At 44.0% G+C, this 17278-nt stretch carries 10 protein-coding genes and 1 tRNA gene; 1 reads left to right on the forward strand and 10 read right to left on the reverse strand.

Annotated features, from left to right (window positions below; translation table 11 throughout):
* Positions 1-179: 179 nt before the first annotated feature.
* Positions 180-2828 carry a penicillin-binding protein 1A gene (locus L0J61_RS02525; RefSeq protein WP_301464746.1) on the forward strand — a complete coding sequence of 883 codons (2649 nt, stop codon included), beginning with the start codon at positions 180-182 and terminating at the stop codon, positions 2826-2828.
* Between the two features lie 203 nt (positions 2829-3031).
* Here the strand turns inward: L0J61_RS02525 and L0J61_RS02530 are convergent, their stop codons facing one another.
* From L0J61_RS02530 to L0J61_RS02575, 10 genes are all read right to left on the reverse strand, one after another.
* Entirely contained in the window at positions 3032-3559 is a 528-nt protein-coding gene (locus L0J61_RS02530) for a DUF6586 family protein (RefSeq protein WP_301464747.1), read from the reverse strand.
* Positions 3560-3867: 308 nt separating this feature from the next.
* Positions 3868-8091 carry a DNA-directed RNA polymerase subunit beta' gene (gene rpoC / locus L0J61_RS02535; RefSeq protein WP_301464748.1) on the reverse strand — a complete coding sequence of 1408 codons (4224 nt, stop codon included), beginning with the start codon at positions 8089-8091 and terminating at the stop codon, positions 3868-3870.
* A gap of 147 nt (positions 8092-8238) precedes the next feature.
* Positions 8239-12357 (reverse strand): DNA-directed RNA polymerase subunit beta, encoded by a 4119-nt coding sequence (rpoB, locus tag L0J61_RS02540; protein WP_301464749.1) that lies wholly within the window; start codon positions 12355-12357, stop codon positions 8239-8241.
* A 683-nt stretch (positions 12358-13040) separates the two neighbouring features.
* Entirely contained in the window at positions 13041-13412 is a 372-nt protein-coding gene (gene rplL, locus L0J61_RS02545) for a 50S ribosomal protein L7/L12 (protein WP_301464750.1), read from the reverse strand.
* Between the two features lie 126 nt (positions 13413-13538).
* Positions 13539-14066 carry a 50S ribosomal protein L10 gene (gene rplJ / locus L0J61_RS02550; RefSeq protein ID WP_301464751.1) on the reverse strand — a complete coding sequence of 176 codons (528 nt, stop codon included), beginning with the start codon at positions 14064-14066 and terminating at the stop codon, positions 13539-13541.
* Positions 14067-14510: 444 nt separating this feature from the next.
* Positions 14511-15212: a 50S ribosomal protein L1 gene (rplA, locus tag L0J61_RS02555; RefSeq protein WP_301464752.1), complete on the reverse strand. Its 702-nt coding sequence runs from the start codon at positions 15210-15212 to the stop codon at positions 14511-14513.
* Positions 15212-15643 (reverse strand): 50S ribosomal protein L11, encoded by a 432-nt coding sequence (gene rplK, locus L0J61_RS02560; RefSeq protein WP_301464753.1) that lies wholly within the window; start codon positions 15641-15643, stop codon positions 15212-15214. The genes rplA and rplK overlap by 1 nt, the downstream gene beginning before the upstream one ends.
* Positions 15644-15734: 91 nt before the next feature.
* Positions 15735-16265 carry a transcription termination/antitermination protein NusG gene (nusG, locus tag L0J61_RS02565; protein ID WP_301464754.1) on the reverse strand — a complete coding sequence of 177 codons (531 nt, stop codon included), beginning with the start codon at positions 16263-16265 and terminating at the stop codon, positions 15735-15737.
* A gap of 73 nt (positions 16266-16338) precedes the next feature.
* Positions 16339-16827, reverse strand: coding sequence for a preprotein translocase subunit SecE (gene secE / locus L0J61_RS02570; RefSeq protein WP_301464755.1), 489 nt, complete (start codon positions 16825-16827; stop codon positions 16339-16341).
* Positions 16828-16878: 51 nt separating this feature from the next.
* Positions 16879-16954 (reverse strand) — tRNA-Trp (locus L0J61_RS02575).
* Positions 16955-17278 lie beyond the last annotated feature (324 nt).

Consider the following 17278-nt stretch of genomic DNA (forward strand, 5'->3'; position numbering starts at 1 on the left):
GACTATCTCTGCGAGCAGTTACGCTCGCCTAGACTGATTGTTGCGTAAGTCCTAAGTATATTCAAGTATTTAAATAATATATTCGAGACGACTTACACATTTATCATGACCTGCTCATTTTGTTCGAGGTATAATGTCAAAAATCACCTGTTGCAAACTATCAATTAATAAGTCTTATTATGGCCAAAAAAAACGCTACTGCTCGCCTCATTCACCTTTTGGTGGGGCTGTTTATCGCTTGCTTAGCCTTCGTGGTTATCTTGGCACTCGCCGTACCAATTGGTTTTTATGGGATGGCAATGTACTTGTCACCAACCCTGCCTAGTACTCAAGAGATAAAAACAGCAAAGCTAGAAATGCCGTTACAGATATATAGCAGCGACGATAAGCTAATTGGTCAATACGGCAATCGCTTGTCTCTACCGATTGCCTTTGAAGACATTCCTGATGACTTAACTCATGCTTTCTTAGCAGCAGAAGACGCATCGTTTTTTCAACATAGTGGAATTAGTATTACAGGTTTGGGTCGGGCGGTTACGGAAGTAGTGACTGATGATGATACCCAAACAGGTGGCTCGACCATTACGATGCAGGTTGCCAAGAACTACTTCTTGAGTTCGGAGCGTACCCTAAATCGTAAACTGACCGAATTATTTTTGGCACGTAAAATCGAAGATGAACTAAGCAAAAACGATATTTTAACGCTTTACGTCAATAAAATTTATTTGGGTGAAGGCGCCTACGGTATCCGCGCTGCCGCAAAAAAATACTATAGCAAGTCACTAGATACTTTAACTATTGCTGAAATGGCAATGCTAGCAGGTCTCCCCAAAGCTCCTTCCAAATACAACCCTGTAGCAAATCCTAGTCGCGCACTCACTCGCCGTAACTGGATTATTGGTCGTATGCATGATCTGGGACATATCAGCAAGGCTCAACACGATGAGGCTATCAACGCACCCATAGGCATCAAACTCTACCAAGAAAAACTTGATGTTAATATGCCATACTTGGCTGAGATGACACGATCTACTCTAGTTAATCGTTACGGTGAGCAAGTAATGCATGGCGGTTGGCGTGTCAGACTGACAGTCGATAGCAACACCCAAACCGCTGCTGAGTCTGCTGTGCTGAAAGGATTGGTTGCCTACGACCACCGTCATGGTTGGCGCGGAGCAGAAGCCAATGATGAGCCACTTGAAGACTTTCGTCGTTATGGCAATATGTCACCTGCCAAAGTGACAAAGGTAAACTCTCGCAGCTTTGAAGCAATTATGCCCTCTGGCGAGGAAGTCACCGTCAGCTGGTCGGCTATGAACTGGGCACGGAAATATATTTCCGTCAACCGTATTGGTTACTATCCTAGCAACGCCAGCCAAGTTGTCAGCGAAAACGATATTATCCGCCTGAGTCCTACCACAAATGGTGGCTGGCAGCTTGCCCAAATCCCTGACGTACAGAGCAGCTTAGTGTCGTTAAATCCTGACACAGGAGCCGTTAACGCTTTGGTTGGCGGGTTTGACTACAATCATAGTAAATTTAACCGTGCTTTACAGGGCTGGCGTCAACCTGGATCAACCATCAAACCGCTTGTTTATACCGCTGCTCTAGAAAAAGGCTATCGTCCAGATAGCCTGATATCAGACGAACCAATCCAGGTGGGTGATTGGAAGCCTAGAAACTCTGACGGACGCTTTTTAGGCAATATAACCCTTCGTCGCGGTCTATATTTATCACGTAACCTTGTCTCAATTAGATTATTACAAGCCGTTGGCATCACTGATACTTTGACGTTGTTAGATGATTTTGGTCTCGATAAAGAAAAGCTCCCCACCACACTGTCCCTATCACTAGGTGCAGGACAAGCCACACCATTGCAGATGGCTACCGCTTATTCGACCTTTGCAAACGGTGGTCACCGTATACAGCCTTACTTTATTGAACAAATTTATAACTACAATAACGAACTTCTTTTTCAGGCCAATCCACAACAAGCCTGTGCATCTTGCTTTAATGATCAGCTCGAAGCAGTGAACGAAAGCTTAATGGAAGATTATAACGACCGTATTTCGACAAAGTCCATAACGAACGAAGAGCAGGAAGATCTCGAAGTTGATGATAATGAGCAAGCTAATGAGGCTGATGATCTCGCAGTTTATAATGCAGGTCCACAAGCGGATCGCCTAAAAGCCCCAGCGGTACAATACGTAACCGCTACGCAAGCGCCTCGAATACTTCAACCGACAGTCGCCTATGAGATGGCAGGTATATTACGTGATGTCGTTCAGCGTGGTACTGCAACAAGAGCGAAAGCCTTGGGACGTAGTGACATCGGTGGCAAAACAGGCACGACAAATGATGCAAAAGATGCTTGGTTTGCAGGGTTTCATCCTACCAATGCTACTGTCGTATGGATGGGGTTTGATCAACCATCAACCCTGGGTCGCCGTGAGTATGGTGGCGTAGCATCCCTACCCATTTGGATGGACTTTATGAGAACCCAACTTAGAGGTACCCCTTATCAATGGGTCTCTGTTAACAACCGATCACAATCTAACCAAAGAAAGCAGGAAGTAATAGATATAACAGATGATGGTGTTGTCTCCAGTAATGAACGTGCAGGCGCCTCAAATAGACCAGTCGAAGCCACGACACAACAACGCCCAACACCAGAGTCTAGTCAAGAAACAACAGAAACAGACTCTCGTGGAGCACCCGAACAAGAGAGTACAGAAGGCCCAACAGCTGCTACTACTGACGACGATAGCGTTCCGCAAAACCCATTATCGGTTACCGATGTCGATAGTATGCCCGCTATGCCTGAGTAAACCAGAACGTAAACTATAAAATTTGAGATATGGTCAAAGAAGGCTTGTTTAGCGATTGCCAAACAAGCCTTCTTTACGTTTTCTGTTTCGTTCAGTCTTTCTCCAGTTGAATACCAAAACAATCTTGCTGAATTGTCCTAAATATTTCTCATCAGTTTAGGACAGTCCTTTCATATCAATCATCAAACCGCAAATTTTGGGTTTTAGAACTCAACCATGCCCGATCGTAGCTGATCAATAAGCTCTAAAAGCTGTAGACGCCACTCACGTATTGTCGCTTCATCGGGCAACCATTGATTGGATAGTGTCACAACATTGACAATGAGATCAGACGGTTTGTCGATGTCCGCTTCTGTTGGCTCATCTATCACCGTATCAGGGGGAACAGCGTGTAAAGATCGCTGATACGCACGCTCTATATTGGCGATAAACCCTTGCTGTTGTAATTGTTGCAAGCGTTGAACTTCAGGTGACACCTGCGTACGTTCACTAAGTGCTCTTTCAATATCTAACAACGTGGGTGCTGTCAGGTTCACACTATAAAAATGACCAAGCTCTTGAGTGAAAGCTAGAAAAGCACCATACAAATGGAAAATAGCTGTCTCACAGTGAGCTTGATAGATCTGTTTATCTGTAGTGCTTCCAGCTTCTTTGCACGCCAAACGACAAAAATACAGTTTTTGATTGGTTCTATCTGCTTGATATTTGGCAACACGAGTTTTACCTGCCATCTCTTATGTATCCTTATAAAAATAATGGGTCTTTACTTACGCATATTATCATCTATGACAATTTATGATTAGGGCGTTTCATCACGACACTTACTTTTAGTCTACTATTAACTGAGGGTTTTTTCTTAGAAAGTTAAACTGTATTTCGTGAACACAGCTTACCAACAACTGCCCTAACCCATAATGATTAGTAGAATCTAACTTACCAAGACTACCGCTGACTAAAATGACGTTGTGGTTTATTGGAAAGTAAAAAAAAGCCTGCAAGTGATTGCAGGCTTTTTTTTAACAATACTATCTAAGCTAAATTAAGACTGACCGTCTTGGTTAAGCTCTTGGGCAAAGGCCTCATCAAAGCTAGCAAAATCACTGCTATCAGTAGTAGCTGTCACATCAAATGCTGCATTGAGATCAGCTTCTTGCAGTTTTTGTTCGCTTTTCTCTTTGCGAGCCTTGTGATACGCAAGTCCTGTACCAGCAGGGATCAAGCGACCTACTACCACGTTTTCTTTCAAGCCGCGTAGCTCATCTACTTTGCCAGTGACGGCAGCAGCAGTTAGTACACGTGTGGTTTCCTGGAACGAAGCAGCAGAAATAAAGCTCTCTGTTGCCAAGCTCGCTTTAGTGATACCTAGCAACTGGCGCTCATACTGTACAGGGAATTTATTTTCTGCTTCTAGCTTGGCGTTCAATGCTTTGACGTCAGCGTATTCTACCTGATCGCCTTTAAAGTGGTTTGAGTCGCCGCCATCAGTCACTTCAGCTTTACGCAGCATCTGACGAATAATAACTTCAATGTGTTTATCGTTGATTTTCACACCTTGCAAACGATATACGTCTTGTACTTCATTGACGATATAGTCTGCTAGCGCCGTTTGGCCTTTCAGACGCAAGATATCATGCGGGTTCTGTGGACCATCAGCGATAATCTCGCCACGAGCAACCGTCTCATTTTCAAAGACGTTAATCTGACGCCATTTAGGGATTAGCTCTTCATGAGTTTCACCGTCTTCATTGGTAATAATGAAACGGTTTTTACCCTTCGTTTCTTTACCAAAGCTTACCACACCCGTCATTTCTGCCATGATCGCATGATCTTTCGGACGACGTGCTTCGAACAAGTCAGCAACACGTGGTAGACCACCGGTAATATCTTTAGTACCTGATGATGCTTGTGGTACACGGCCTAGAACCGAACCTGCAACGACTTTTTCACCATCGCTCACACGGATAATGGTTTCAGCAGGTAAGAAGTAAACAACTTCTTTGCCTTCTTCAGTATCCAAGATGATTGCTGGACGCAAGTCTTTAGCAGCGCTTGAGCGGTCACGAGTTGCTAGAATCTCAAAAGAGCTCATACCAGTCGCGTCATCCACTTTCACTGTCGCAGTCATGCCGTCGGTAATATCACTGAAGCGTGCAGTACCTGCGAATTCTGTGATAATAGGATGCGTATGCGGATCCCACTTAGCAATGGTTTGACCAGCATCAACTTGTTCTTCATCTTTAACAAGAACGCTTGAACCATAAGGAACTTTATAGCGCTCGCGCTCACGACCGAGCTCATCAGTCATCGCAATCTCAGCAGAGCGAGAGACGATAACTAAGTGACCATCTGCGTGCTGGACCGTTTTCATGTTTTCAAAGTGCGCTTGACCAGCGTTGCGAACTGAGATGCTATTATCTACGGATGCTGAACTTGCCGCACCACCTACGTGGAATGTACGCATGGTCAACTGAGTACCAGGCTCACCGATTGACTGGGCTGCCATAACACCGACTGACTCACCGATATTAACTTTATGACCACGAGCAAGGTCACGACCGTAACACTGTGAGCAGACGCCATGCTCGACATCACAAGTAATGACTGAGCGCACCCAGATATCATCAATCGCATTATTATCTAGCACGTCAACCCAATACTCATCGATCAAAGTACCAGCGGGAATTAAGACTTTTGATTCGTCATCATTATAAGTCACATCACGTGCTGTCACACGACCTAACACTAGATCACCTAGCTTCTCAATAATCTCACCACCCTGAATGTGTGGTTTCATGAGTAGGCCTTCCTCAGTACCACAGTCTGCGCTAGTGATAACCAAATCTTGTGCAACATCGACCAAACGACGAGTCAGGTAACCCGAGTTAGCTGTTTTCAATGCGGTATCAGCCAAGCCTTTACGCGCACCGTGAGTTGAGATGAAGTACTGAAGTACGGTCAAACCTTCACGGAAGTTTGCTTTAATTGGTGTCTCGATGATTGAGCCATCCGGCTTCGCCATCAAACCACGCATACCAGCCAACTGACGAATCTGGGCGGCACTACCACGAGCACCAGAGTCTGACATGATGAAGATTGAGTTGAATGACTTCTGCTCGTCCTCCTCACCTTCTGCATTTGTGACTTTGTCAGTCGCCAAGTTGTCCATCATCGCTTTTGCGACTTTATCATTGGTACGTGACCAGATATCAACCACTTTGTTATAACGCTCACCAGCGGTTACAAAGCCTTGTTCGAACTGATCTTCAATCTCGCGGACTTCTGCTTCAGCGGTTTCAATGATTTGTTTTTTCAATGGTGGGATAACCATGTCATCAATACCAATAGAAACACCTGACAGGGTCGCTTGGGCAAAACCAAGATACATCAATTGGTCAGCAAACATAACGCTTTCCTTGACACCGACTTTACGGTAGCAAGAGTTGATCAAGCGTGAAATGTTTTTCTTCGTCATTTCTTGGTTGCACTCTTCAAAATCCATACCTTTAGGCATGATATTCCAAATAAGCAGACGACCAGCAACGGTTTCTTTCAAGCTGGTTTCTTTGGTTTCGTTACCTTCATCATCAACACGTGTTTCTGTTACACGTACTTTGATTTTTGCGTTGACATGCAAGTCGTTCGAACCAATGGCACGTAAGGCTTCATTGACGGTCGAAAAGACCATATTTTCGCCTTGGGCATTAATTGACGAGCGGCTAATATAGTACAAACCCAGTACAACATCTTGCGATGGTACGATAATCGGATCACCATTAGCAGGCGACAAGATATTGTTGGTTGACATCATCAGCGCACGTGACTCAAGCTGTGCTTCTAGTGTCAGTGGCACGTGAACTGCCATTTGGTCACCATCAAAGTCAGCGTTAAACGCTGTACAGACTAGCGGGTGAAGCTGAATCGCTTTACCTTCGATCAATACTGGTTCAAAGGCCTGTAAGCCCAAACGGTGAAGTGTAGGCGCACGGTTTAGTAACACTGGATGCTCACGGATAACCATGGCCAGCATATCCCAAACTTGTGGCTCTTCACGCTCTACCATCTTTTTGGCGGCTTTAATCGTCGTAGCCAGACCATGAGACAATAGCTTGTTGTAAGTAAATGGCTTGAATAACTCAAGTGCCATCTTTTTCGGCAAACCACACTGATGCAGACGTAGTGTAGGACCAACAACGATCACCGAACGGCCAGAATAATCGACACGCTTACCAAGTAAGTTTTGACGGAAACGACCTTGCTTACCTTTGATCATATCAGCCAAAGATTTTAATGGACGCTTGTTGCTACCTGTAATCGCACGACCGCGACGACCGTTATCTAACAAGGCATCAACTGACTCTTGCAACATACGTTTTTCGTTACGTACGATGATGTCAGGAGCATTAAGCTCAAGCAGACGCTTCAAACGGTTGTTACGGTTGATCACACGGCGATATAGATCGTTTAGATCCGACGTCGCAAAACGACCGCCTTCTAGTGGTACTAGTGGACGCAAATCTGGTGGCAGTACTGGCAAGATATTCATCACCATCCACTCAGGCTTGTTATTAGAGTCACGGAATGCTTCTAATAACTTAAGACGCTTAGACATCTTTTTAAGCTTGGTTTCAGAACCAGTTTGTGGAATCGCTTCACGCAGCTCATCGATGTCTAAGTCTAAATCGATGTCTTTTAATAGATCCTGAACTGCCTCAGCACCCATTTTAGCAGTGAACTCGTCGCCAAACTCTTCGAGCGCTTTGAAGTAATCTTCATCATCAAGCAGCTGATATCTTTCTAAGCTGGTTAAACCAGGCTCAGTGACGATATAGCTTTCGAAATACAATACGCGTTCGATATCGCGTAGCGTCATGTCTAGCAAGAGACCGATGCGGCTTGGCAATGATTTTAGGAACCAAATATGTGCCACAGGACTGGCCAGATCGATATGACCCATACGGTCACGGCGAACTTTTGCAGTAGTAACTTCTACGCCACATTTTTCGCAGATAACGCCTTGGAACTTACGGCGCTTGTATTTACCACATAGGCACTCAAAGTCTTTTACTGGACCAAAGATTTTGGCACAAAACAAACCATCACGCTCAGGCTTGAACGTACGATAGTTGATGGTTTCTGGCTTTTTAACTTCGCCATGTGACCAAGACTTGACCACATCAGGTGCCGCTAAGGTGATCTGAATGCTATCAAACTCTTGATTACCGCTAGCGGTAGGGCTCTGCATGATATCGAGTAAATCTTTCAAGTTGCTTCTCCGTTATCTTTATAATCATCTCGCAGTGTTATTGACGTGCATAAGATGAATGAAGGCAATGAATCGGGTTGAGACAAGTCACTAACAGCAGCAATAAGACATGCCGCTATTAGTTGACAACTAAATTAAACAACGGGGTTAGTTGCTTTGCTTTAACTCAATATTAATACCCAGTGATTTGATTTCTTTGGTCAGTACATTAAACGACTCAGGCATACCTGGGTCCATATACTGCTCACCATCAACGATGTTTTTGTACATACGGGTACGGCCTTCAACGTCATCTGACTTCACTGTTAGCATTTCTTGCAGTGTATAAGTCGCGCCATATGCTTCTAGTGCCCATACTTCCATCTCACCGAAACGCTGACCACCAAACTGAGCTTTACCACCCAATGGCTGCTGCGTCACTAGCGAGTATGAACCCGTTGAACGCGCATGCATTTTGTCATCTACCAAGTGGTTAAGCTTGAGCATGTACATGTAGCCTACTGTTACTTTACGGTCAAACTTCTGACCAGTACGACCATCATATAATGTCTGCTGACCATCGCGATCCATATCAGCAAGCTCTAGCAAGTCTTTCACTTGGCTCTCTCTTGCACCATCAAACACTGCTGTGCCCATTGGTACACCGCCACGCAAGTTAGCTGCTAGTGCTTTGATATCTTCATCACTCAGGCTATCAAGATCAACTTGCTCACCGCCTACTTGGTTGTAGATTTGGTCTAGGAAATCACGTAAATCTTTCATGGCGGCTTGCGCTTTCAGCATGCCATCAATTTTTTCGCCCAAACCTTTCGCGGCCATACCCAAATGCGTCTCTAACACCTGACCAATGTTCATACGCGACGGAACACCAAGTGGGTTCAACACGATATCAACGGTATTGCCGTGCTCGTCATAAGGCATGTCTTCGACCGGCATGATGCGTGATACGACACCTTTGTTACCGTGACGACCAGCCATTTTATCACCAGGCTGAATACGACGCTTAACCGCCAGATACACCTTAACGATTTTTTGTACACCATGTTGTAAGTCATCGCCTGCTGTCAATTTGCGTTTTTTCTCAGCAAATTTCACATCGATGTCTTTTTGCTTATCAACCAAATAATCAGCGATCTGCGTTAGACGCTCAGAGACTTCTTCTTCCACTGGCTGAATTTCAAGCAAGGTTTCAAGACTCATGTCTTTCATATCAGCAAATGCCATAACAGTACCGGCTTTTAGACCTGCACCACCACTGACTTTTTGACCGTCCAATAAATGACTGATACGACCACGTGCTGCGTCCTCAAAGATACGCAATTCTTCTTTCAAATCTTTGCGATAACTATCTAGCTGAGATTTTTCAATCGATTTTGCACGTGCATCTTTCTCAACGCCATCACGTGTGAAGACCTGTACGTCGATAACCGTACCTTTGCTTGATGTTGGTACACGTAGAGACGAGTCCTTAACATCAGCTGCTTTTTCACCAAAGATTGCCCGTAGTAGTTTCTCTTCTGGCGTCAATTGCGTCTCACCTTTAGGCGTGACTTTACCAACCAAGATATCACCAGCGTCAACTTCCGCACCGATATAAACAATACCTGCTTCATCAAGGCTCGATAATGCTGCTTCACCAACGTTTGGAATATCAGAGGTGATTTCTTCAGTACCTAGTTTGGTGTCACGTGCCACACAAGTCAGCTCTTGGATATGAATCGAAGTAAAGCGGTCTTCTTTCACTACTTTCTCTGAAAGCAAGATCGAATCTTCGAAGTTGTAACCATTCCACGGCATAAACGCGATGCGAATATTCTGACCCAGTGCCAATTCGCCAAGATCCGTTGAAGGACCATCAGCCAAGATATCACCTAAAGCGATTTCGTCGCCTTGGTTGACGATAATGCGTTGGTTGATACAAGTGTTTTGGTTAGAGCGTGTGTACTTAACCAAGTTATAAATATCGATACCCGCTTCACCAGCGACCATCTCTTCTTCGTTCACACGGACAACGATACGCGAGGCGTCAACGTCTTCGATCACACCGCCACGTTTGGCGATAACACAAACACCAGAATCACGAGCAACATGACGCTCCATGCCAGTACCTACTAACGGCTTATCAGCACGTAGCGTAGGAACAGCCTGACGCTGCATGTTCGAGCCCATCAAAGCACGGTTGGCATCGTCATGTTCTAGGAACGGGATAAGTCCTGCCGCAACCGATACTACCTGGCTTGGTGACACATCCATGTGTGTCACTTTTTCTGGTGGCATACGGACGAACTCACCATAGCTACGCACGCTGACCATTTCGTCAGAAAGCTCACCATCTTCGGTCAATGGCGAGTCAGCCTGTGCGATGACCGTACCTACTTCTTCAATCGCTGATAAATATTCAACTTCATGAGTAACTTTGCCATCAACCACGCGACGATAAGGCGTTTCTAAGAAGCCGAAACTGTTGGTTTTAGCAAAAGTCGCTAACGAGTTGATCAAACCAATGTTTGGACCTTCGGGAGTCTCAATCGGACATACACGGCCGTAATGGGTATCATGTACGTCACGTACTTCGAAGCCTGCACGCTCACGAGTCAGACCGCCTGGGCCTAACGCTGATACACGGCGTTTATGAGTGACTTCTGACAATGGATTGTTTTGATCCATAAACTGCGATAACTGGCTTGAACCAAAGAACTCTTTCACAGCCGCAGCGACAGGTTTAGAGTTAATCAAATCTTGTGGCGACAAGTTATCCGATTCTGCCGAGCTCAAACGCTCTTTAACCGCACGCTCTACACGTACAAGTCCTACACGGAATTGGTTTTCTGCCATTTCGCCCACAGAACGGATACGACGGTTACCTAGATGATCAATATCATCGACTTCGCCACGACCGTTACGGATTTCAACCAGCTCTTTTAAGACGTTTACGATATCATCGTTGGTCAATACGCTACGCTCACGCTGAACATCCGAGTCATCAGAATTTTCAAAATCTAAACCTAAGCGACGGTTAAACTTCATACGACCGACATTTGATAAGTCATAACGATCTGCATTGAAGAACATGCTTTCAAATAGCTTCTCAGCAGTTTCAACTGTTGGTGGCTCACCTGGGCGCATGACTTTATAGATTTCGATCAACGCTTCTTCACGGCTAGACGTACTATCAGCACGTAGCGTATCGGCGATGTAGCTGCCTTGGTCGATATCATTGGTAAATAGAATGCTGAACTCTTTGATAGACTCACTGGCTTCAAATGCGCTCAATTTAACCAGTAACTCATGGTCAATTGGTGTGTTGGCTTTAGCGATGACTTCATCATTAACAACGATGTCTTCAGCTAAAATACGCTCGTATAAGTATTCATCAGGCACGGCAATCTTCGTCATACCGGCTTCTTCAAGCTGACGGATACGGCGTGCATTGATGCGCTTGCCCTGCTCTACAATAACCTTACCTTCAGGTGATACGATATCGAACTGAGCCATCTCACCACGCAGACGATCAGCAACCAAATCAATTTCAAACTGATCTTCGCCTTTATACACAGCAACTTTATCAAAGAACAAGTCTAAAATTTCAGAAGTCGTTAGACCAAGTGCACGTAGAATAATAGAGGCCAGCAGCTTACGACGGCGGTCAATACGAGCAAAGACTAGGTCTTTTGCGTCAAACTCAAAGTCCAACCAAGAACCACGGTAAGGAATGATACGAGCGTTATAAAGTACTTTACCACTTGAATGAGACTTACCTTTATCATGGTCAAAGAACACACCAGGTGAACGGTGTAGCTGTGATACGATCACACGCTCAGTACCATTAATAATGAAAGTACCATTATCCGTCATCAGTGGCATTTCGCCCATATAGACGCTTTGCTCACGTATGTCCTTAATCGCAGCCTTGCTATCTTTATCTTTGCTGTCTTTATCCTTGATAATTAAGCGGATTTTGACACGCATAGGCGCAGCAAAGGTTGAGCCGCGCAGCATACACTCGCGCTCATCAAATTCAGGGTCACCTAAGTAGTACTCAACAAACTGTAACTCAGCATTACCAGAGTGACTCTCAATTGGAAAAATAGAAGAGTACGCAGCTTGCAAACCAGTATTCTCACGAGCTTTCGGCTTTTTGTGCTCTTGCAAAAATTGCTCATAAGAATCTACTTGAATAGACAGTAAATAGGGAATGTCCATTACAGTGGGCAATTCAGCAAAACTTTTGCGAATACGCTTTTTTTCAGTATAAGAATATGCCATCGAGAGTCCTTACAGTAAACGTGGAAACAAATTAAAAGCGTGGCCAGCGTGCATAAATACTATGCAAACATAGCAACGGAAACGATAATATAAAACGGGTGTTCTTGTTCAGCTCGTATCTTTTGACAACTACTACTTTATTACTACCAATGCTTGCTTAGCACCTTTCACCAAACCTTGCCGTCACTACCTAGTTTAAATCTACTTAGGTCGGTTGATCCAAAAGTTCAGTATCATTAATCTACAATAGATTGCACCTTGCACTAAGCTTACTATTCACGTGCAAATAACAATCAAAACCAATATCGTCACTAATATCTACCGTCTACGAGCTTACCTACTGACAGTAAAACCAAGCTAAATGAATAACCTAAGACCAATTATGCTTCTGAATTAATAATATATGGGGTAACTATAACTTTTAGAATCAGTATAAACTATAGCGTTAATAGGAAAGCATGCAGACACGAAGAAATGCCAAACATCTATAGACGTTTAGCTCATTCAACTGATTTCAAAAACTGGCGTGTGTGCTTGCATGTATATCGTCTGTCCTTTTGATGGGTATCCACCGTGATGTTGCATATGTATGTTGGCAGACACAAAAGGTCAATCTACGAATTATAGTAAAAAAAAGCTGGCAATGCAAGTGCATTACCAGCTTTTTTCGTACAGCGTTAAACTTATTTTAGTTCAACAGATGCACCAGCTTCTTCAAGTTTCTTTTTCAACTCTTCAGCTTCATCTTTAGTAGCGGCTTCTTTGATTGGTGCTGGAGCACTTTCAACCAAGTCTTTCGCTTCTTTCAGGCCAAGGCCAGTAGCTTCACGTACGGCTTTAATTACCGCAACTTTCTTCTCGCCAAAGCTAGCAAGAACAACGTCAAACTCGTCTTTTTCTTCAGCAGCAGCAGCAGGGCCAGCAGCAGCAGGTGCAGCAGCAGCAACAGCAGCAGTTACGCCGAATTTTTCTTCCATGTCGCTGATTAGCTCAACGATATCCATTACTGACATTTCAGCGATTGCGTTTAACACATCATCTTTAGATAGTGCCATGAGAACTCTCCGTTATCTGATAAAAAATATTTAATTTTAATATCGCTTTGATTGCTCGCCAAATTTTAAAATAGGATTGGCTATAAAGTGCAACCAGCGATGTCAAAGTTACGTTAAAACAAGTGTTTAAGCCGCTTCTTTTGCGTCTTTGATTGCTGCTACAGTGCGAACGAACTTGCCAGGAACTGCGTTCATAGTCTGGACAAGCTTGGTCACTGGTGCGTTCATAGTAGCCATCAAGATAGAGATTGCTTCGTCGCGAGTTGGTAGCTTCGATACGCGCTCTAGCTCTTCTGGACCATAAACCTCACCACCGACTGATACCAATTTGGTCTCTAAAGCTTTGTTATCTTGGCTAAAGTCGTATACGACTCGAGCGGCAGATCCCAAATCTTCCATAGAGAATGCCAAAAGTAATGGACCAGTCATACGGTCTGACATGCCTTCAAACTTACTACCTTCAAAAGCGCGTTTTGCAAGGGTATTTTTTACCACTTTTAAAACAACACCTTTTTCACGGGCTTGTTGGCGCAGCTGAGTAAGCTGTGCAACACCAATACCGTGATATTCGGCAGCTACTGCTGAATAAGCATTAGCAGCAACTTCAGACACTTCAGCCACAACTTGTTGTTTTTGCTCTAGCGTTAATGCCATAAGTTGACTCCTTTAATCTTATCAATTAGCAAATCGTCAAATAATTAAAAACATCGTTTTTAACTGCTTAACCATTGGCGTGAATTGACTTGACACGACACGTCACCAACAAGTTTGATGAAACATCAAATCCGTCAGTAACGACTGATTACGGCACCGTTATCAGAATGACATCAAGTGATAGGTTAACCTATCGGCTCTTATCAACAACTGGGTGGGCCACCGTCTGCGTAGGACAACTAAGATTTTCATCTGTCGTCGATTAACAAAACCAGCTCATCACTATCAATATTGATCATACACCAGTACGATAACTCAAAACTGTTTTCTACCTACGGTCTTAGACAGCATAGCGTTTGCTACGCTGACCTAATTCTTTGAAAATACTGTGTGCTCGTCGTTCAACAAGGTTGAATACCAACACTTAATTATTTAGTAATGCAATTACTTCGCAACGCGATAAGGAACAGGATCGATAGTGATGCCTGGGCCCATGGTGCTAGACAAAGTGATCTTTTTAATGAAGACACCTTTAGAAGTAGCAGGCTTTGCGCGCTTAAGATCAGACATCAATGCTTGAGCGTTCTGGATGACTTGCTCAGCAGTGAAACCAACCTGACCGATAGTAGTATGGATAATACCACCTTTATCTACACGATACTGAGCTTGACCTGCTTTTGCATTTGTTACTGCTTCAGCAACATTTGGTGTTACCGTGCCAACTTTTGGGTTAGGCATCAGACCACGTGGGCCTAGGATTGTACCCAACTGACCAACAACACGCATAGCGTCAGGTGCAGCGATAACCACATCAAAGTCCATGTTGCCAGCTTTGATTTCTTCAGCTAGATCTTCAAAACCAACGATGTCAGCACCAGCTTCTTTAGCGGCTTCAGCAGCAGCGCCTTGAGCAAATACTGCAACTCGTTTGGTTTTACCAGTACCAGCAGGTAGGTTGGTAGCACCACGAACGACTTGATCAGATTTACGTGGATCAACACCCAAGTTGATCGAGATGTCGATAGACTCTTTGAATTTTAGCGATGGCAAATCGTTCAGGATTTGAACCGCTTCTTCAATCGTGTATTGCTTTTCACTGTCAACACGGCTTTGAATTTCTTTTTGACGTTTGGTTAGCTTAGACATTATACACCCTCCACGGTAATACCCATTGAACGAGCGGTACCAGCGATGGTACGAACGGCAGCATCAAGATCAGCAGCAGTCAAGTCTGCATTTTTGGTCTTGACGATTTCTTCTAGTTGCGCACGATCAACTTTACCGACTTTGGCGGTATTTGGTGTACCAGAACCTTTAGCGATACCAGCGGCCTTACGTAGTAAGAACGCAGCTGGTGGTGACTTCATGATGAACGTGAAAGATTTGTCGTTATAGACAGTAATTTCAGTTGGGATCGGCAAGCCAGGCTCTTGGCTTGAAGTCGCAGCGTTGAATTCTTTACAGAACGCCATGATGTTCACACCTTTTTGACCCAATGCTGGACCAATTGGTGGTGAAGGGTTTGCTTTACCTGCAGGCACTTGCAGTTTGATGTAACCATCAATCTTCTTAGCCATGATACTCTCCTAAATGGGTGATAACGCCAAATCAATACTGCACAAAGTGCGATTGATTAATAGCTCCCCGGTTGATGAATTCTTTGCTTATTTAGTCTAGCTTTTCAACTTTACTAAACTCAAGCTCGACCTGAGTCGGTCGATTAAATACGTTTACGGTCAAGTGTAGTTTAGACTTTTCGTAATCCACTTTTTCGACCATGCCTTTAAAGTCGGTAAAGGGGCCGTCGATAACCAACAATTCTTCGCCTGGCTCAAATAGCGTCTTAGGACGAGGGTCGGTTTCTGTCTGATTAAGACGGTTCAATATACGATCCGCTTCTACTTGCGTAATTGGTGCTGGAATCTCTGGCGTACCGCCAATGAAGCCCATAATACGGGGACAATCTTTTACGATATGCCAAGTATTGTCGTTCATTTCCATCTGGATTAATACGTATCCTGGAAAAAACTTACGCTCACTTTTACGCTTTTTGCCGTCTTTCATTTCGACGACTTCTTCGGTAGGGACCAATACATCACCAAATGAATCAGCGAAGTCACTACGCTTAATACGATCAGTTAATGAACGTTGTACTTGCTTTTCATATCCTGAAAACGCTTGGACAATATACCAACGCATATCACGCTCCTGATCATTATGAAATTAAATTGTTATTAATAAATCTCGGTTTAGCCATCACTAATACGTGTCGTTAACCGATAAATATACCAACAAACCAATTAAAAAAGTTATCCAACAACCAAATAAAGCACCCAACAATCGCAATTACGACAATCACTTGCCATGTGTATTGGAAGGTTTCTTCTTTATCTGGCCACGTAACTCGGCGCAGTTCAACGGCAGCATCTTTTAATAAGATTTTAAAAGCGCTACCTTGATTTGTGAGTGCCAAGCATACGAGTGCAAATACAACAAGGGCGACAATAATCCCTATACGAACCCAAACATCGTTGGCAGGCTGCCAATAACCGGGTAAGTATTGGTTGACTAAAGTCGCTCCAATTAATACTGCTGCAGCTACAAGCCACAAAATCAAATCTTTGATTGAACCTGTCTTAGCTACCTCAACAGCCGTTGTTTCATTGTCCGCTGAGACGTGCTTATCTTTAGACAGCATTCCACCAGCAACCGCCTTGGCGTCAGATAACTTTTTTTCGAGGTTATCTTGATCATTGCTCATAAAGAACTCGCTTCGGAGATGGTGAGATGTAACAAAGATGTGATAAGAAGATGGCAGGCGATGTAGGACTCGAACCTACAACCCTCGGTTTTGGAGACCGATGCTCTACCAATTGAGCCAATCGCCTATTGATGTAAAGGACAGCATTATACAATATTTAGTATAGAATGCAAGCCTTTAGCGGAAAATTATTGCTTTCTCTTAGATTTTTACCGTCTATTATGGGACTGCCCTACTTGAGTAAGTATTCCTGTGTTTTGAATCTCAACAGTCAGCAGCTCATAAAGTCTGCCTTAATATAACAAGCTATTTCGAAGAATTCAATACTATAAACGGTAAATGATGGCTAGGTACAAGGTATCAAACATCTACACCCCCACAAAAAAAGCCACCCTCAGTTAAGGGTGGCTTTTCAACTTAAGAACTCACAAATATCAGCCTAGACTGACTT

The sequence above is a fragment of the Psychrobacter sp. genome (genome assembly GCF_030457785.1).
Taxonomy (GTDB): Bacteria; Pseudomonadota; Gammaproteobacteria; order Pseudomonadales; family Moraxellaceae; genus Psychrobacter.

Excerpts from the sequence above, each read along its gene's own strand:
- L0J61_RS02525 (WP_301464746.1), top strand. The coding sequence starts at position 180 with ATGGCCAAAAAAAACGCTACTGCTCGCCTCATTCACCTTTTGGTGGGG.
- L0J61_RS02530 (WP_301464747.1), bottom strand. The coding sequence starts at position 3,559 with ATGGCAGGTAAAACTCGTGTTGCCAAATATCAAGCAGATAGAACCAAT.
- rpoB (WP_301464749.1), bottom strand. The coding sequence starts at position 12,357 with ATGGCATATTCTTATACTGAAAAAAAGCGTATTCGCAAAAGTTTTGCT.
- rplL (WP_301464750.1), bottom strand. The coding sequence starts at position 13,412 with ATGGCACTATCTAAAGATGATGTGTTAAACGCAATCGCTGAAATGTCA.
- rplJ (WP_301464751.1), bottom strand. The coding sequence starts at position 14,066 with ATGGCATTAACGCTAGAGCAAAAACAACAAGTTGTGGCTGAAGTGTCT.
- rplA (WP_301464752.1), bottom strand. The coding sequence starts at position 15,212 with ATGTCTAAGCTAACCAAACGTCAAAAAGAAATTCAAAGCCGTGTTGAC.
- rplK (WP_301464753.1), bottom strand. The coding sequence starts at position 15,643 with ATGGCTAAGAAGATTGATGGTTACATCAAACTGCAAGTGCCTGCAGGT.
- nusG (WP_301464754.1), bottom strand. The coding sequence starts at position 16,265 with ATGCGTTGGTATATTGTCCAAGCGTTTTCAGGATATGAAAAGCAAGTA.
- secE (WP_301464755.1), bottom strand. The coding sequence starts at position 16,827 with ATGAGCAATGATCAAGATAACCTCGAAAAAAAGTTATCTGACGCCAAG.